Origin of the sequence: Sphingopyxis sp. (genome assembly GCF_035998965.1) — a bacterium.
GTDB lineage: Bacteria > Pseudomonadota > Alphaproteobacteria > Sphingomonadales > Sphingomonadaceae > Sphingopyxis.
Genome location: NZ_DASYHE010000098.1, coordinates 25,105 through 38,094 on the forward strand (window position 1 = coordinate 25,105; position 12,990 = coordinate 38,094).

Sequence of the window (12,990 nt, forward strand, 5' to 3'; positions counted from 1 at the left end):
GGGCAAGCATAGCTCGCCGTAGCGGCAGGGCAAGCCTGTGTCGCGCAACTTCGTCCAATCTGAATCCATCTCCATGCCGACCGCTTGTCGACAGCGTGCGGGGCGGCGAGGCGGCGTCGGCGGAATCGACGCAACCCAGGTTAACTCGCTGCAACCGCGGCGAGAGGGGGCGGTTTCAGCAGCATGCTACCGCCAACCGACGACAGCTCCCATCCTCTGGCTCAACGCTTCGAGGACTTCATCCGCGCCACGGATTTTCCTTGCGTGGGAGCGAAGTCTGCACTGGCGCGAAGCCAGATCCGCTTCGTCGTCGGCCGCGACATGCGCTCGGCATGGGACGATTTGCGCATCTACCCCAATCTCCTCGATCTCGCCTGGAGTTATGCGCGCTCGCCGAGCCTCTTCCATTCCCTCGTGGTGATCTTCGAGGAGGATGGCGGGCTCGACGAGGAAGGGTTTGAAACATGCCTGTGGGATCGGCTCGACTCGCTCAGCCGGAAGGACGACTGGGCAGGGCAGCCGCCAGATCCACGCGTCAGTCACAGCCCCGATGATCCGCACTTCTCGCTGAGCTTCGGCGGCGAGGCCTTTTTCGTTGTCGGCCTCCACCCCCAAGCGAGCCGTCCCGCGCGCCGCTTCGAGCGCCCCGCGCTGGTGTTCAACCTTCACGACCAGTTCGAGAAACTGCGCGAGACCGACGTCTATGAGACGATGCGCGGAAAGATCATCGCACGCGACATCGCCCTGGCCGGCAGCGCGAATCCCATGCTCGCCCGTCATGGCGATGTGTCCGAGGCGCGGCAATATTCGGGGCGGGCCGTCGGACCCGATTGGCGCTGTCCCTTCTCAGGGCGTAGTGCGGCCAGCTGATCGCCTTTGCCCAGTCACTTTTACGGGGCGGCGGGCCGCCAGGTCGAAACCCTCCCCGTCGCCGAGCGCATGAAGCGTCGCGCCGTGAAGCGATACGATATCGCCGGACCTTGCGCTTTCTGCATTGCCATGGCTTGCCCGCGAGGCGTCGACGATGGTGACGCCGCCGCTTCCGATTACCCGCGCGGTTCCGGTCTGGATCCGGAGCGCCGTGTCCTCGTCGATCCCGATTCCGAGGCAATCGGGACGGCGACTGACCGCGCCGATGAGCCGCCCGATGCGCCCGCGCTCTGCAAAATGCTGGTCGATGATGCACTGGGGGATGAGCGCAAGTCCCGGCGCCAGCTCGATGTCGCCGACGCGCGGCGTTTCTTCGCCGCCTCCGCCGACGAGCATCGTCTCGCCTTGCGCCGAGGCACCCGCCGATGTCCCGGCAATAAGCCCTCCGCGTTCGTGTAGCGCGCGAATGGCGGACGCGATCGGGGTATCTTCGGTCAGCTTCATGAGGCGTGACTGGTCGCCGCCGGTAAAGAAAATACCGCCGGCCTGGTCGATCATACGCGCGCGCGCCGGATCCCGGGCTTGCTCCCGATCGTCGAGGTAAAGCTCCACCAGCCGCCCGATCCCGAGTGGGGCAAAGCCTTCGCAATAGGCCTCGAAATATCCCTCGCGCTTCGCACTGGCGATGGTCGCGATGACGAGCGTGCCTTCGCCGAGTTCCGCCGCGATTGCGGCGAGGATCTGGCGGCTGCCGTCCTTGTCTTCATGGCCGCCGATCACGAAAAGGGGGCCGCGGCTATCTGGCATGTTCGTTATCCCAAACGATGGCGGAAACCGGGGCCAATCCCTCGCGCGCATAGGCGGCGGCAAAATGCGGGCTGTTGTGTGCGATGCCGATCGCGCCGTCGCGGTCGAGAAGGATGACGCCCGCCTCGGCTCCGAGGCGCGCCATCGGCTTGAAGATCGCTGCCGCCGCCGCACTGGCGTTCATGGTTTCGAGCGCGCGCATCACGCGCGCCGCAAGCAGCGTCCGCGCGATCGCCTCGCCGTCGCCCGACAGCGATACCGCGCCGATACCGTCCTCGGCGTAGAAGCCGCAGCCGGGAAGCGGTGCGTCGCCGACGCGGCCAGCGAGCGTGCCGGCGAGACCCCCGGTCGACGTGGCCGCGGCAACATGTCCCTCGCGGTCGCGCGCTACGCAGCCAACCGTATCATGGCCGCTTCCGCATGGGGCGGCCGGACGCATGGCTTCCTTGCATTCCGCGATGCCGTGCGCTCTTGCGAACGCTTCGGCGCCGGCGCCCACGAGGAGGATTGGGGGCTCGCGAAGCATGGCATGCGCCGCCTCGACAGGATTGTAGAGGAAACGCACGCACGCGACGGCGCCGACGTCGAGCGTTGCGCCATCCATGATGCCCGCGTCCATCTCGACCTCGCCGTCGGCATTCGCCACCGACCCACGGCCGGCGTTAAACAGCGGATCGTCCTCGAGAAGGCAGACCGCCGTCTTGACCGCCTCGAGCGCTCCACCGCCACGCTCCAATATCGATCTGCCGGCCTCGAGCGCCGCTGCGCATCCCTCGCGGCGCGGCACCTGCAACGCGGCAGGGATCCGGCACGCTCCGCCATGGACGGCGATTGACCAGCGGCCGTCAGCCATTCGCCGCCTGCAGCAATCGCACGTCCTCGGGGCCGGAGTCGGACGCCCAAGCTTCGACGAGTCTCCATATGCCATCAACGTCGGTCGGGGTCAGAACGACGATGTCCCCGGGCCGCGCGGCCGCGAGGCACGCCGCCGCCGCGTCATACTCGCCGTCGTGCAGGCCGATCGCCGCCGCATCGAGTCCCGCCGCGAGGGCGCCCTCGCGCATCAGGGCATTGGCTTCGCCGGGCGGACGTCCCCTGAGGTCGACATTCTCGCGCAGCATCAGCACATCGAACATCCGGCCCGAGAGGGCGCCGATATCGACGAGATCGCAATCGCGCCGATCGCCCGGGATGCCGATCATTCCGATTACCCGGGCATTGCTCTCGCCGCGCATCGAGGCGAGCAGGTCGCCGAGTGCGGTGAGCGCGGCGCGATTATGGGCATAATCGACGACGATCCGCACGCCGTGCGCCTCGGTAAGGCTGAGGCGCCCCGGCGAATCCTCGAAGCTCGGACGAAAGGATGCAAGGCCGGCGGCGATCGTGCCGGGAGCAATTCCATAGGCCGCTGCCATCGCGGCGGCTGCAGCGGCATTCTCGATATTGAACCGGGCAGCGCCGTCCAGCGTCGCGGGTATATTCGCGATGGGGATGATCGGCAAGGTTTCGCCGCCCCGGTGCAGCATCAGCGTTCCGCACTCGCAGCTCACTGCCAAGCCGCCGCTCTTACGATGCATGTCGATCGGTGTCAGCGCATCCGATGCCGCGCCGCCGGTAAACCAGACGATTCGGCCGCGTACGCGGCGCGCCATGCCTATCGTAAGCGGGTCGGCGGCATTGAGGACGCAGGCGCCGCTCTTCTTGACGTTGCGGGCGACGATCGCTTTGACGCGCGCGAGATCGGCGAGCGTCTCGATCCCCTTGAGACCCAGATGGTCGGCCGTGACGTTCAGGACCGCGCCTACATCGCATGCATCGAAGGCGAGGCCCTCGCGCAGCATTCCGCCGCGCGCGGTCTCGAGGACTGCCGCCTCGACCCGCGGATGGCGCAGGAGCATGCGCGCGCTCTTCGGGCCGCTTGCGTCGCCCCCGGTGCTGCGGGTCTCGCCGACATAGACGCCCGACGTGCAGGTGAAGCCGGTGGTGAGGCCATGCTCTTCGAGGATCCGGGCGAGCATGCGCACGGTCGTCGTCTTGCCGTTCGTCCCGGTGACCGCGAAGACGGGGATGCGGCTCTTGCTTCCCTTCGGAAAGAGCGAGGCGATGTTCGGCCGCGCGACGTCGCGCGCTGTCCCTTCGGACGGCGCAAGATGCATGCGAAGCCCGGGCGCGGCATTGACTTCGACGATGCCTCCACCCGTTTCGCGGGCGCTTTTCGCGATATCGGGTACGATCATGTCGACGCCGGCGACGTCGAGGCCGAGTATGGCGGCGGCGTCAATCGCCATCGCCGCATTGTCGGGGTGGATCTCGTCGGTCCGGTCGATCGCGCTGCCGCCGGTCGAGAGATTGGCCGCACCGCGAAGCATGACGATCTCGCCGGCTTCGGGAACGCTTGCGAGCGTGAGGTCCGTCTCGGCAAGCAAGGCCTCCAGCGCGGCGTCGATGCGGATCCGGGTGAGGACGGCCTCATGACCGACGCCGCGGCGCGGATCATCGTTTACCGCCTCGATCAGCTTGGAGATGCTGCTCCTGCCGTCGCCGGTCACATGCGCGGCGACGCGCTCGGCCACCGCGACCACCGCTTTTCCGACGACAAGAATGCGGTGATCGGTGCCGATGAGCTGGCGCTCGACGATGGCGCGCGACGCGCTGGCTTGCGCTCGTTCGAAGGCATTCCGGAGCGCGCCATCGTCGGCGACACCAGTGGTGACACCGCGGCCCTGATTGCCGTCGAGGGGTTTGACGACAACCGGCCAGCCGAGTTTTGTCGCGGCGCCCTCCGCTTCGGACGCCGTCCGCACGAGTTCGCCGTACGGCACCGGGATGCCGATACTCGCTAGCATTTCCTTCGCCGCCTGCTTGTTCGCGGCGAGTTCGGCGCCGATGAGCGATGTGGCGCCGGTCACACTCGCGCGAATGCGGCGCTGACGGTGGCCGGTGCCGAGTTGGATGAGGCTGGCCTTGTCGAGCCGGAAGACCGGGATATGCCGACGCCGCGCTTCGGCGACGAGCGCTGCGGTGCTGGGTCCGAGCCCGTTCTTGCGCACGATCGCTCGAAGTGCGCTCACCCTCGCTTCTATATCGACCACAGGGCTGTCCAGCGCGGGTGCGATGCGATCGAGTCCTGCCGCGCCCTGCATCGCGGCCGGGAGAAGCGCGTCCACCAGTTCGATCGCGGCGCGCCCGGCGGCAAGGCCGCTCGGCGCATCGGCATAACAATAGAGAATGTCATATTGGCCAGGCTTGCCGCGAACCTTGCGCGTCTTGCCCCTGGTGACCGCTGCCCCGGCCTTCGTCTGCAGTTCGATCGCGACATGCTCGATGATATGTCCGAGCCAGGTTCCTTCGGCGAGCCGGCGCAAGAAACCGCCGGGCTCGCCATAGCTGCAGCCATGGTCTGCGAGACCGGGGAGCAGGGATCGCAAGGCTTCGCCAAGTCCGGGAAGACGATCGCTGGGATATTGGTCGAGTATCCCGAGGTCGACGCGGATGCGGATCATCGGACGCCGGCTGTAGAGGTTGGGGCCGCCATAGACGGAGCGTTCGAGCACCCGCAGCGAAGCGGAGGTCAACGCGCCGGCCTTGCGCAGCGCAGCGACCGCAGGCTCCGGACCTCGAACGCTGTTCGGACGGCAGACCGGGAGGCGGTGCCGCCGCAATGGGGAAGGCCGGAAGGGAAGGGGAGCGCGGGCGGCATGTTTGTCCTTGGGTCTGATCCTGCTGCTGCCAACGCCAGCGGCTGGCGCCCGGTTGCGCGGGTTAACCTGGATTATGGCGATTGTTTCCGGCGGGCCGGCAACCGCGCCCGTGGGGACGCGTTGGGTAGGCAGGCGATGACGCATCTTCTGCCAGACCGGGCGCGTCCTCAGGACTCGACCGTTCCCCATGAGCGACCCGTCTCGAAGGGAGGAAAGGCAAGGTCGATGCGCGCGCCTGTTCTTCATTCGGGGGGACCGGACAGAAAGCATAACGATGAAATTCGACAGCGAGACCAGTTTCCTCACCGCATTCGACAATGAAGAAAGCCGCCATAGCGGTCCCGTCGCGGGGATCGCCGCACGCGCCAGGCGCCTCGCACTAATCGGCTGCTTCCGCCCGCGCCAGTGCGGGATCGCGACCTTCACCGCCGACATTTACGACCATCTTAAGGCCGAGCGCCCCGATATGGCGATCGATGTCTATGCCATGGCGGCGCGAGCGGGCGATGCCAGCGACGCTGCCGCCGCCCGCGCAATCGAGGAGCGCGATGCCGAAAGTTATCGCGCCGCCGCCGAGGCGATAAATGCGAGCGGCGCCGACGCCGTCTGGCTCCAGCATGAATTCGGCATCTTCGGCGGACCGGCGGGCGATATGGTGCTCGGTCTCGTCGACCGGGTGGCGGCGCCGCTGATAGTCACCTTTCACACCATCCTCGCCGAGCCCGGCGCCGACCAGCGGCGCGTGATGGAGCATCTCGTCGCGAAGGCGTCGAAGCTCGTCGTGATGAGCGACTTCGGCCGCGAGACGCTGATCGGCGTCTATGGCGCTAAAGCGGAGCGCATCGAGCTGATCGAACATGGCACGCCCGACCGGGCCTTTGCCGAATGCTCGCCGCTTCGTGCGGCGCTGGGCCTTGCGGACCGCCCGGTCGTTTCGACCTTCGGCCTCCTCGGGCCGGGTAAGGGTCTCGAGGCGGCAATTCGCGCGCTGCCCGCCATCGCCGCGCAATATCCCGACATTCTCTACCGTATCGTCGGCGCGACCCATCCCAACCTCGTCGCGGCCGAGGGTGAGGCCTATCGGCAGAGCTTGGCCGATCTCGCCGAAGAGCTTGGCGTTACGGGCAATATCGCTTGGGAAAACCGCTTCCTCGACCTGCCCGAACTTCTCGAGCAGATCGAACTGTGCGACATCTATCTCGCGCCCTATCCCAATCTCGCGCAGATCACCTCTGGTTCGCTCGCCTATGCCGTGGCGCTCGGCCGCGCGGTCGTCTCGACGCCCTTCGTCCATGCCCGCGAGCTGCTCGCCGATGATGTGGGCATCCTCCTGGGCGGCGCCGACAGCGCTGCGATCGCCGAGGCCGTGCTGCTCCTGCTCGCGCACCCGGGCGAACGGCGCGCGCTGCAAGAGCGCGCCTATGCGCGCGGCCGGTCTACCGCTTGGCCGGCGATCGCGGCGCGCTTCGCATCGCTGATCGAAGAAGTGGCGGCGGTGCCGGCGCGGCGCGAGCCGCGGCGGATGTTTCCCTCCTTCGCCGCGATCCGCGCGCTCTCGGACGATGTCGGCATATTGCAGCATGGAACGGGGCTCATCCCCGACCGGAACCACGGCTATTGCATCGACGACAATGCGCGCGCGCTGATGCTCGTCAATGCGAGCCCGTCACTCGGCGAGGAGGAATATGGCCTCCTTTTCGCGCGCTACGCCGCCTTCCTTCATCACGGCTGGAACCCCGATCGCGGGCGTTTTCGCAACTTCATGGCCTATGACCGACGCTGGCTCGAGGACGAAGGCTCCGAGGACAGCAACGGGCGCACCCTCTGGGCGCTCGGCCATGGCGCGGCGCATGCGCGCACGCCGGAGCTTCGCGCGTGGTGCGCCGATCTATTCGGGCGCGCGGCCCCGCTGGCGGCCGACCTCAAGAGTCCTCGCGCGATCGCCTTCGCACTGCTGGGAGCCGACGAATTGCTGGCGCGGGGGCCGGACCACCGCGAGGCAGCCGCGATCGTCGAGCGCGGCGGCGCCTTTCTGCACGCGCTCTGGCGAAGCGCGCGGCGGAGCGGCTGGGAGTGGTTCGAACCTATGCTCGCCTATGACAATGCGCGGCTGGCCGAGGCGCTCCTGCGTGCCGGCAGGCGGCTCGAATCGGTGCCTGTCGAAGAGGCGGGAATCGGGGTGCTCGACTGGCTCTGCGATATCCAGACGAGCAGCGAGGGGCATTTCCGCCCGATGGGCTGCGAAGGCTTCGGTGCCGAGGGCGAGCTTTTCCCGTTCGACCAGCAGCCGCTCGAAGCCTGGGCGACGGTCGATGCCGCCGCCACCGCTTACCGGTTGACGGGCAAGCTGCGCTGGCATGACCGCGCGGAACGAGCCTATGGCTGGTTCCTCGGCGCGAATGACCGCGGCGCGGTGATCGCGACGTCGGCGACTGGGCGCTGCTGCGACGGGCTGACCCGTCACGGGGTCAATTCGAATGTCGGGGCCGAGTCCGCGCTGGCTTTTCACCTTGCGCACCGCGCGATGGCCGATACATTCTGGACGCGGGGGATAGCGAAGGACACCAGCGCCAGCGATGTTGATCTGCAATCCGAACCACACGCCGCTGCACATTCTTCATGAAAAGCTTGCTGCCGACCCTTCGCGGGTCGTGCTCAGGCCCTTCCACCTCGCCTGGCAGTCCAATGTCTCGGAACCCTCGCGGGCGGCGCAGCTCGCCGGCGACATATTGGCGATGGACGAGGAGGAGGCCGAGGCGCAGCTCGGCCTCGTATGGAAGGATTTTTCCGAGCGCCACTGGCAGATCGGGCGCATCTTCGACGAACGCTACGCCGAGGTGGCCGAAGACCTGGAGCTCGATCCGGCGGGCGTCTCGCCGGTCAAGCGGCGCCTGATCGGTGCCTATTTCTGTCACGAATATAGCTATGCCGCCGCCGCGCTCATGAACCCGAGCGTGGTCCCGCATCCCGACCAGAGCGGGCTTGGTGCCGACCAGCAGCGCTTTCTCATGTCGATGCGCGCGGTGGGCGAAGGCCATATCAGCTCGGTCGCGTTCCGCGAGGGGATCATCGGCGAGGGCGGCGACTTCACGCTGTGGCCGCAGTCTGGCCCCGCGATGGCGGCGGTCGCCGACGACCGCCACCGGCTCGGCGACGACGGACGGGTGGATGTGCACCGGCAGCCGGACAGCGCGATCTCGAACAGTGTTCTCTTTCCCATGACCGAGGCGCAGCGCGGCGGCATCGAAGATCTGCGCCTCGTGCCTTTCGTTCATGACGACGGCCGCACCGAATATATCGGTACTTATACCGCCTATTCGGGGCAGGCGATCCGTTCGGAGCTTTTGCGAACGACCGATTTCTCGGGCTTTTCGCTCGAACCTCTCTCGGGACGCGCCGCGCGCCACAAGGGTATGGCGCTATTCCCGCGCAAGGTCGGCGGCCGCTATCTCATGATCGCGCGGCAGGACGGGAAGAACATCACGATCATCGCGTCGGACAGTCTGACCGACTGGGACGATGAGGGTCAGATCCTGATGCGTCCGGCCTATGCGTGGGAGCTGGTCCAGATGGGCAATTGCGGCAGCCCGATCGAATGCGACGAAGGCTGGATCCTCCTCACCCACGGTGTGGGCGCGATGCGCAAGTACAGCCTTGGCGCGGCGTTGCTCGACCGCGACGATCCGACGAAGCTCATCGCGCGGACCGAATGCCCGATCCTCTCGGCCGCCGAGAGCGATCGCGAAGGCTATGTGCCGAATGTGGTCTACACCTGCGGCGCGATGCGCGTCGGCGGCGACCTGTTCATTCCTTACGGGATTTCGGACAGTGCGATCGGCTTTGCGACGACACCGATCGAGCGGCTGCTCGCGAGCATGCGCTAGGCGGCCATCCGGGTTATTTCGGGGGCGCGGGACGCTCGATTTTACGCCTGGCGTCGACCGATGCGATCAACACGGCGCAGCACAGGCAGCCATCCTCGTCGGTCACCTCGATCCGGAGCGTATCGACATCGTTGATGAGCTCGGGATTGTCGCCGAGGAGGTGACCCGCATAGCGGGCCGCTTCGACCCGGGCCGCTGCCGTATCGGGAAGATCGACGCCTTCATCGTCGACTTCGCGCTTGCCGCTGCTGCTGTGAAAATAATAACGGGGCATCCAACTTCTCCCACCTTCGGCAACTCACAAGTCTGCCGAGGGTTTCGATCCGGCCACCGCCCCTTCGTCACTGCACCACGACACGTGGCGATCGGGCGGGCCTCACGCCCGCCTATGCCGCTCAGGCAGCGGCAAATCCAGCCTTGTTCATCACCGCAGTCACGTGTTTGTTGCCGGCGTCGCCGAGCGCTGCCTTAAGGCGGGGGAAGAGGCGCTGCTCCTCTTCCTCGACATGCGCTTCGATCTCGGCCCGAAATTCGCGGACTTTGGCCATCCAGGCGGGATCGGCGGCGTCCATTTCGGAAAGGTCGAACAGATATTGTTTCACATAGCCATGATCGTGGACGAGCTTGTCGGCATCCTCGATCTGGCCATGATCGCGCATCGCCGGATAGACGACATTCTCTTCTTCGAAAGCGTGCTTTGCGAGCGCGTGCTGGAGCTGGACAAGGAGCGTGTTGCGCTTCTTTACGTCGCTCTCGTCGGTCGCTTCGAGCGCGTCGAAGAGGTTCATCGTCAACCGGTGTTCCGCCTTGAGGCCCTCGTCCCATTGTCCTTTGAGTGCCGTGAGGCTCTGCACCGCGGCCTTTCGGCCGAAGTTGGCGACGAGGCCGACGGCAAATCCCGCCGCGGCCGCAGCAAAGAGGAGGGCCGGGTTTCCGGACGACCGGCCTGCGCTCGTAATAATGTTGAGGGACATGGGGAAGGTTCCTTCGTAAAGTCAGGGATGGTCGAGCCGCGTTTCGACGCGGATGAGCGATACCGCAGTGCGCCGCGGCTGGACGAGCATGAAGTGGGCGGCGACCGCGATGTCCTCGGCGCGAAGCATCTGATGCTTGCCGATCAATTCTTTCTGCTTCTCGGGCGGGAATTCGGGATATTGGAAGTCGGCGCCGGTGAACCCCGGCTCGATCAGCCCGACCTTGATATCCTGCTCGGCGAGTTCCTTGCGAAACGACTGGACGAAGCCCTGGATGCCGCTCTTCGCCGCGACGTAGATCGAGCTGCCCGGACCGCGCGACACGGCCGTCATCGACCCGATCACGATGATATCGCTACCCGCCGACATGCAGCGCGCCGCTTCCTGGGCGCAGATGAGATAGGCGGTGAAATCGGTCTCGAGCTGGTAGCGCGTCTCGCTCTCGCCGGCGTCGGCGAGCGCCGCTGCGGGCACGGCGGCGTTGATCACGGCAATATCGATTTCGCCGAGATAGTCTCTCGCCGCCTCGAAAAACCGGTCGACGTCTTCCGCAACCGAAAGATCGACATTGATGCCGTCGCCTTCGCCCACTTCGCGTATGCGCTGCAGTGCATCGTCCAGATGCTCGGGGGTACGGCCGCAGATGAATACTCTCACCCCATAGCTTGCCAGCAGGACTGCGATCGCGCGGCCGATCCCGGTCGTCCCGCCGGTGATGATCGCCCGCCGGCCCTTGATCTCGGGAGCCTCGGTATGCGCGTCGGCTTCGTCGATCATGGCACTTCCTCTGTAGACTTGGAGATGGGATCGTCGCTCGTTCTCGCCGCCGACGCGGCGACGATCCAGTAGGGATTGTCCTCGTCGGCCTTGAGCAGGCTGCAGAGCGGCATGCCGTCAACGAAAAGGCGTGCAGTGCGCCCCGCTGCTTCGCCCGCGGCGATTTCAAGCGCACCGGCTGGGTTTTCCGCCTCGAACAGCAAGCGCTTCTCGAGGCCGATATCATCCTCGTCATAGTGGAGCGTGAGCGTAGGTTTGCCCGGAGGCGCAGGGCTGGCGTCCGACGTCATCGCGGATAGTTGATCTGGGAGGCGAGCGCTCATTGTCCCCGCCTCAATAGTGGCCCGGCGGATCACTGCTCGGAAAGGATTCGTCGGCTGCCTGGTCGACGCGATCCCATTCGCGCCGGACTTCGTCGCGCATGCCCTCCGGCCCCGCCGAGCGGGTCTGGTCGAAATTCTCGGGATGCGTCTCGCCATCGGCGAAGGCGGCCGAATGGCCATCGTCCTTTGTGTCGGCCGGCGCCTGCTTGCGCGTGAACCAGAAAAGCGCACCGAGGACGCCGATGCCGAGCAGTTTACCGAAACCCGAAGAGCGCCGGGGCGCCGTCATTGTATGCGACATGGTCTGTCTCCATCTTGCGAGAAAATCAGGAAGTCTGAAAGGGCAACGGGGGGGCGGCTCTAAAGTTGCTGCCGGACCGAGCCGATTAACAAATGTTGCGCTGTTAGTGCCTGCCGCAGCGGGGGATGCCTCAATCCAAGCTGGGTAAGGGGCTGCCGTTTGCCGGAACGAGGAAAATTATCCGCTCGCCGATCCGTGTCCGCAGCATGTCGCGCCGTGTCTTCCCGCGCAGGTCAGTGAACGAAACAGGCCTTCGGAACATGGGTGATCCGGCAGGCGAGATCGGCTTCGCCCGACGCGACGACATAATGATCGCCGCCATCGGCGATGCCCGTCGTGAAGACGACGTCGCGTATATAGAGCTTGTCTTCGAGTGGACGGGTAAGCTCGGGGTTCGCCTCGAGGAGCGGGCGGTGATCGGTGCTGAGGACCACCGAGGGATCGTCGAGATCGAGGAGCGACCAGTAGGTGCGGTAGATACCGACAATCTCTTTCGGCTCGACGCCATGCCAGAGCGATAGCCATCCCGCGTCGGTGCGGATGGGCGGTGTGCCGCCGCCGATGCGTGCGGTCGCGACCGTGTCGGCATGCGGACGGATGCCGGGCGCCTCATGAGGCTTCCAGTGCAGGGCATCGGGCGACGTCGCGAGATTGATCGAGGGACCCGCGCGCCACGCCGAACCCGGCGGATAGGCGAAGTAGAGGTCGCCGAGCGGCCGCGTCTGCGCCCAATAGCGGCCGTCGATCAGGCCTTCGAAGATCAGCATGTCCTTGTTCTGATGATCGAGAACGATCCCCTCGAAGACCCAGTCGAGGCCGTTCGCCGAACTGTAGAGCGTCGTCGAGTGCCGCTCGGGGCTCACCGAACAGGTGGTCATCAGCCAGCGCCTTCCGACCCGGCTGATGCGCGCATCCTCGACGCCATAGCATTGGAAATCGGCGCCCGGATCGACCGCCTTGTCGTAGTGGACGGCGACGATCTCCAGCCCGTCGGGCGAGAGCTCGACAGGGAGCAGCCAGGAGAGCGACGTCAACGCCATGACCCGCCAGTTCCCGCCGCGCACCATGAACTTTCTGGGGTCCGACGTGTCGCAAAGCTCGAGCGGCCATCGGTCGACCTTGTAGCGGCCTGCCTCCCACCGGATCGAATGGACATGGCCATCCTCGATGGGGGAACGGAGCGCCTCGGCGACGCGCACCATCATCAGGAGATTGCCCGAGGGCAGGCGCAGCAGGCCCGGATTGAAGGCACCGAGCACATAGGTTTCGCGGCCGAGTTGCCCCGCAAGCGGCGAGCGCGAGAGGTCGACATCGTCGGGGCCGAAGACGAGCCGGTCGGTCGCGAAGTGCATC

12 protein-coding genes are annotated in these 12,990 nt (G+C 66.2%); 3 read left to right on the forward strand and 9 right to left on the reverse strand.

Annotated elements, in window-relative coordinates:
• The first annotated feature begins 183 nt into the window (after positions 1-183).
• The gene (gene gntA / locus VGN68_RS18285; protein WP_287407495.1) at positions 184-870 is read left to right on the forward strand and encodes a guanitoxin biosynthesis heme-dependent pre-guanitoxin N-hydroxylase GntA; all 687 of its coding nucleotides are present in this window, start codon (positions 184-186) and stop codon (positions 868-870) included.
• On the opposite strand, the gene VGN68_RS18290 is transcribed toward gntA, so the two are convergent.
• From VGN68_RS18290 to cphA, 3 genes are read right to left on the reverse strand one after another with little or no spacing between them, the layout of a single operon-like run.
• Entirely contained in the window at positions 847-1,677 is an 831-nt protein-coding gene (locus VGN68_RS18290) for a cyanophycinase (RefSeq protein ID WP_287407494.1), read from the reverse strand. The genes gntA and VGN68_RS18290 overlap by 24 nt on opposite strands.
• Positions 1,667-2,530 (reverse strand): isoaspartyl peptidase/L-asparaginase family protein, encoded by an 864-nt coding sequence (locus VGN68_RS18295; protein WP_287407493.1) that lies wholly within the window; start codon positions 2,528-2,530, stop codon positions 1,667-1,669. The genes VGN68_RS18290 and VGN68_RS18295 overlap by 11 nt, the downstream gene beginning before the upstream one ends.
• On the reverse strand, positions 2,523-5,252 hold the full coding sequence (gene cphA, locus VGN68_RS18300) for a cyanophycin synthetase (protein ID WP_327478794.1): 2,730 nt from the start codon (positions 5,250-5,252) through the stop codon (positions 2,523-2,525). The genes VGN68_RS18295 and cphA overlap by 8 nt, the downstream gene beginning before the upstream one ends.
• Before the next feature lie 400 nt (positions 5,253-5,652).
• Between cphA and VGN68_RS18305 the strand changes: the two genes are divergently transcribed.
• Positions 5,653-8,001: a glycosyltransferase family 4 protein gene (locus VGN68_RS18305; protein WP_327478796.1), complete on the forward strand. Its 2,349-nt coding sequence runs from the start codon at positions 5,653-5,655 to the stop codon at positions 7,999-8,001.
• Positions 7,955-9,262: a glycoside hydrolase family 130 protein gene (locus VGN68_RS18310; RefSeq protein ID WP_287407000.1), complete on the forward strand. Its 1,308-nt coding sequence runs from the start codon at positions 7,955-7,957 to the stop codon at positions 9,260-9,262. Before VGN68_RS18305 ends, VGN68_RS18310 begins: the two co-directional genes overlap by 47 nt.
• Positions 9,263-9,275: 13 nt before the next feature.
• On the opposite strand, the gene VGN68_RS18315 is transcribed toward VGN68_RS18310, so the two are convergent.
• From VGN68_RS18315 to VGN68_RS18340, 6 genes are all read right to left on the reverse strand, one after another.
• Positions 9,276-9,536, reverse strand: a complete 261-nt coding sequence (locus tag VGN68_RS18315; protein ID WP_287406998.1) for a DUF6894 family protein — start codon at positions 9,534-9,536, stop codon at positions 9,276-9,278.
• Positions 9,537-9,657: 121 nt separating this feature from the next.
• Entirely contained in the window at positions 9,658-10,236 is a 579-nt protein-coding gene (locus tag VGN68_RS18320) for a hemerythrin domain-containing protein (RefSeq protein ID WP_287406997.1), read from the reverse strand.
• A 21-nt stretch (positions 10,237-10,257) separates the two neighbouring features.
• Positions 10,258-11,013, reverse strand: coding sequence for an SDR family oxidoreductase (locus VGN68_RS18325; RefSeq protein WP_287406996.1), 756 nt, complete (start codon positions 11,011-11,013; stop codon positions 10,258-10,260).
• Positions 11,010-11,336, reverse strand: a complete 327-nt coding sequence (locus VGN68_RS18330; RefSeq protein WP_287406995.1) for a hypothetical protein — start codon at positions 11,334-11,336, stop codon at positions 11,010-11,012. The genes VGN68_RS18325 and VGN68_RS18330 overlap by 4 nt, the downstream gene beginning before the upstream one ends.
• A gap of 10 nt (positions 11,337-11,346) precedes the next feature.
• A complete protein-coding gene (locus VGN68_RS18335) occupies positions 11,347-11,637 on the reverse strand; it encodes a hypothetical protein (protein ID WP_287406994.1) in 291 nt (96 codons plus the stop codon).
• A gap of 233 nt (positions 11,638-11,870) precedes the next feature.
• A complete protein-coding gene (locus VGN68_RS18340) occupies positions 11,871-12,989 on the reverse strand; it encodes a glycosidase (RefSeq protein ID WP_287406992.1) in 1,119 nt (372 codons plus the stop codon).
• Position 12,990 lies beyond the last annotated feature (1 nt).

Excerpts from the sequence above, each read along its gene's own strand:
- gntA (WP_287407495.1), top strand. The coding sequence starts at position 184 with ATGCTACCGCCAACCGACGACAGCTCCCATCCTCTGGCTCAACGCTTC.
- VGN68_RS18310 (WP_287407000.1), top strand. The coding sequence starts at position 7,955 with ATGTTGATCTGCAATCCGAACCACACGCCGCTGCACATTCTTCATGAA.
- VGN68_RS18295 (WP_287407493.1), bottom strand. The coding sequence starts at position 2,530 with ATGGCTGACGGCCGCTGGTCAATCGCCGTCCATGGCGGAGCGTGCCGG.
- VGN68_RS18340 (WP_287406992.1), bottom strand. The coding sequence starts at position 12,989 with ATGCACTTCGCGACCGACCGGCTCGTCTTCGGCCCCGACGATGTCGAC.
- VGN68_RS18325 (WP_287406996.1), bottom strand. The coding sequence starts at position 11,013 with ATGATCGACGAAGCCGACGCGCATACCGAGGCTCCCGAGATCAAGGGC.
- VGN68_RS18290 (WP_287407494.1), bottom strand. The coding sequence starts at position 1,677 with ATGCCAGATAGCCGCGGCCCCCTTTTCGTGATCGGCGGCCATGAAGAC.
- VGN68_RS18305 (WP_327478796.1), top strand. The coding sequence starts at position 5,653 with ATGAAATTCGACAGCGAGACCAGTTTCCTCACCGCATTCGACAATGAA.
- VGN68_RS18320 (WP_287406997.1), bottom strand. The coding sequence starts at position 10,236 with ATGTCCCTCAACATTATTACGAGCGCAGGCCGGTCGTCCGGAAACCCG.
- VGN68_RS18330 (WP_287406995.1), bottom strand. The coding sequence starts at position 11,336 with ATGAGCGCTCGCCTCCCAGATCAACTATCCGCGATGACGTCGGACGCC.
- VGN68_RS18335 (WP_287406994.1), bottom strand. The coding sequence starts at position 11,637 with ATGTCGCATACAATGACGGCGCCCCGGCGCTCTTCGGGTTTCGGTAAA.
- VGN68_RS18315 (WP_287406998.1), bottom strand. The coding sequence starts at position 9,536 with ATGCCCCGTTATTATTTTCACAGCAGCAGCGGCAAGCGCGAAGTCGAC.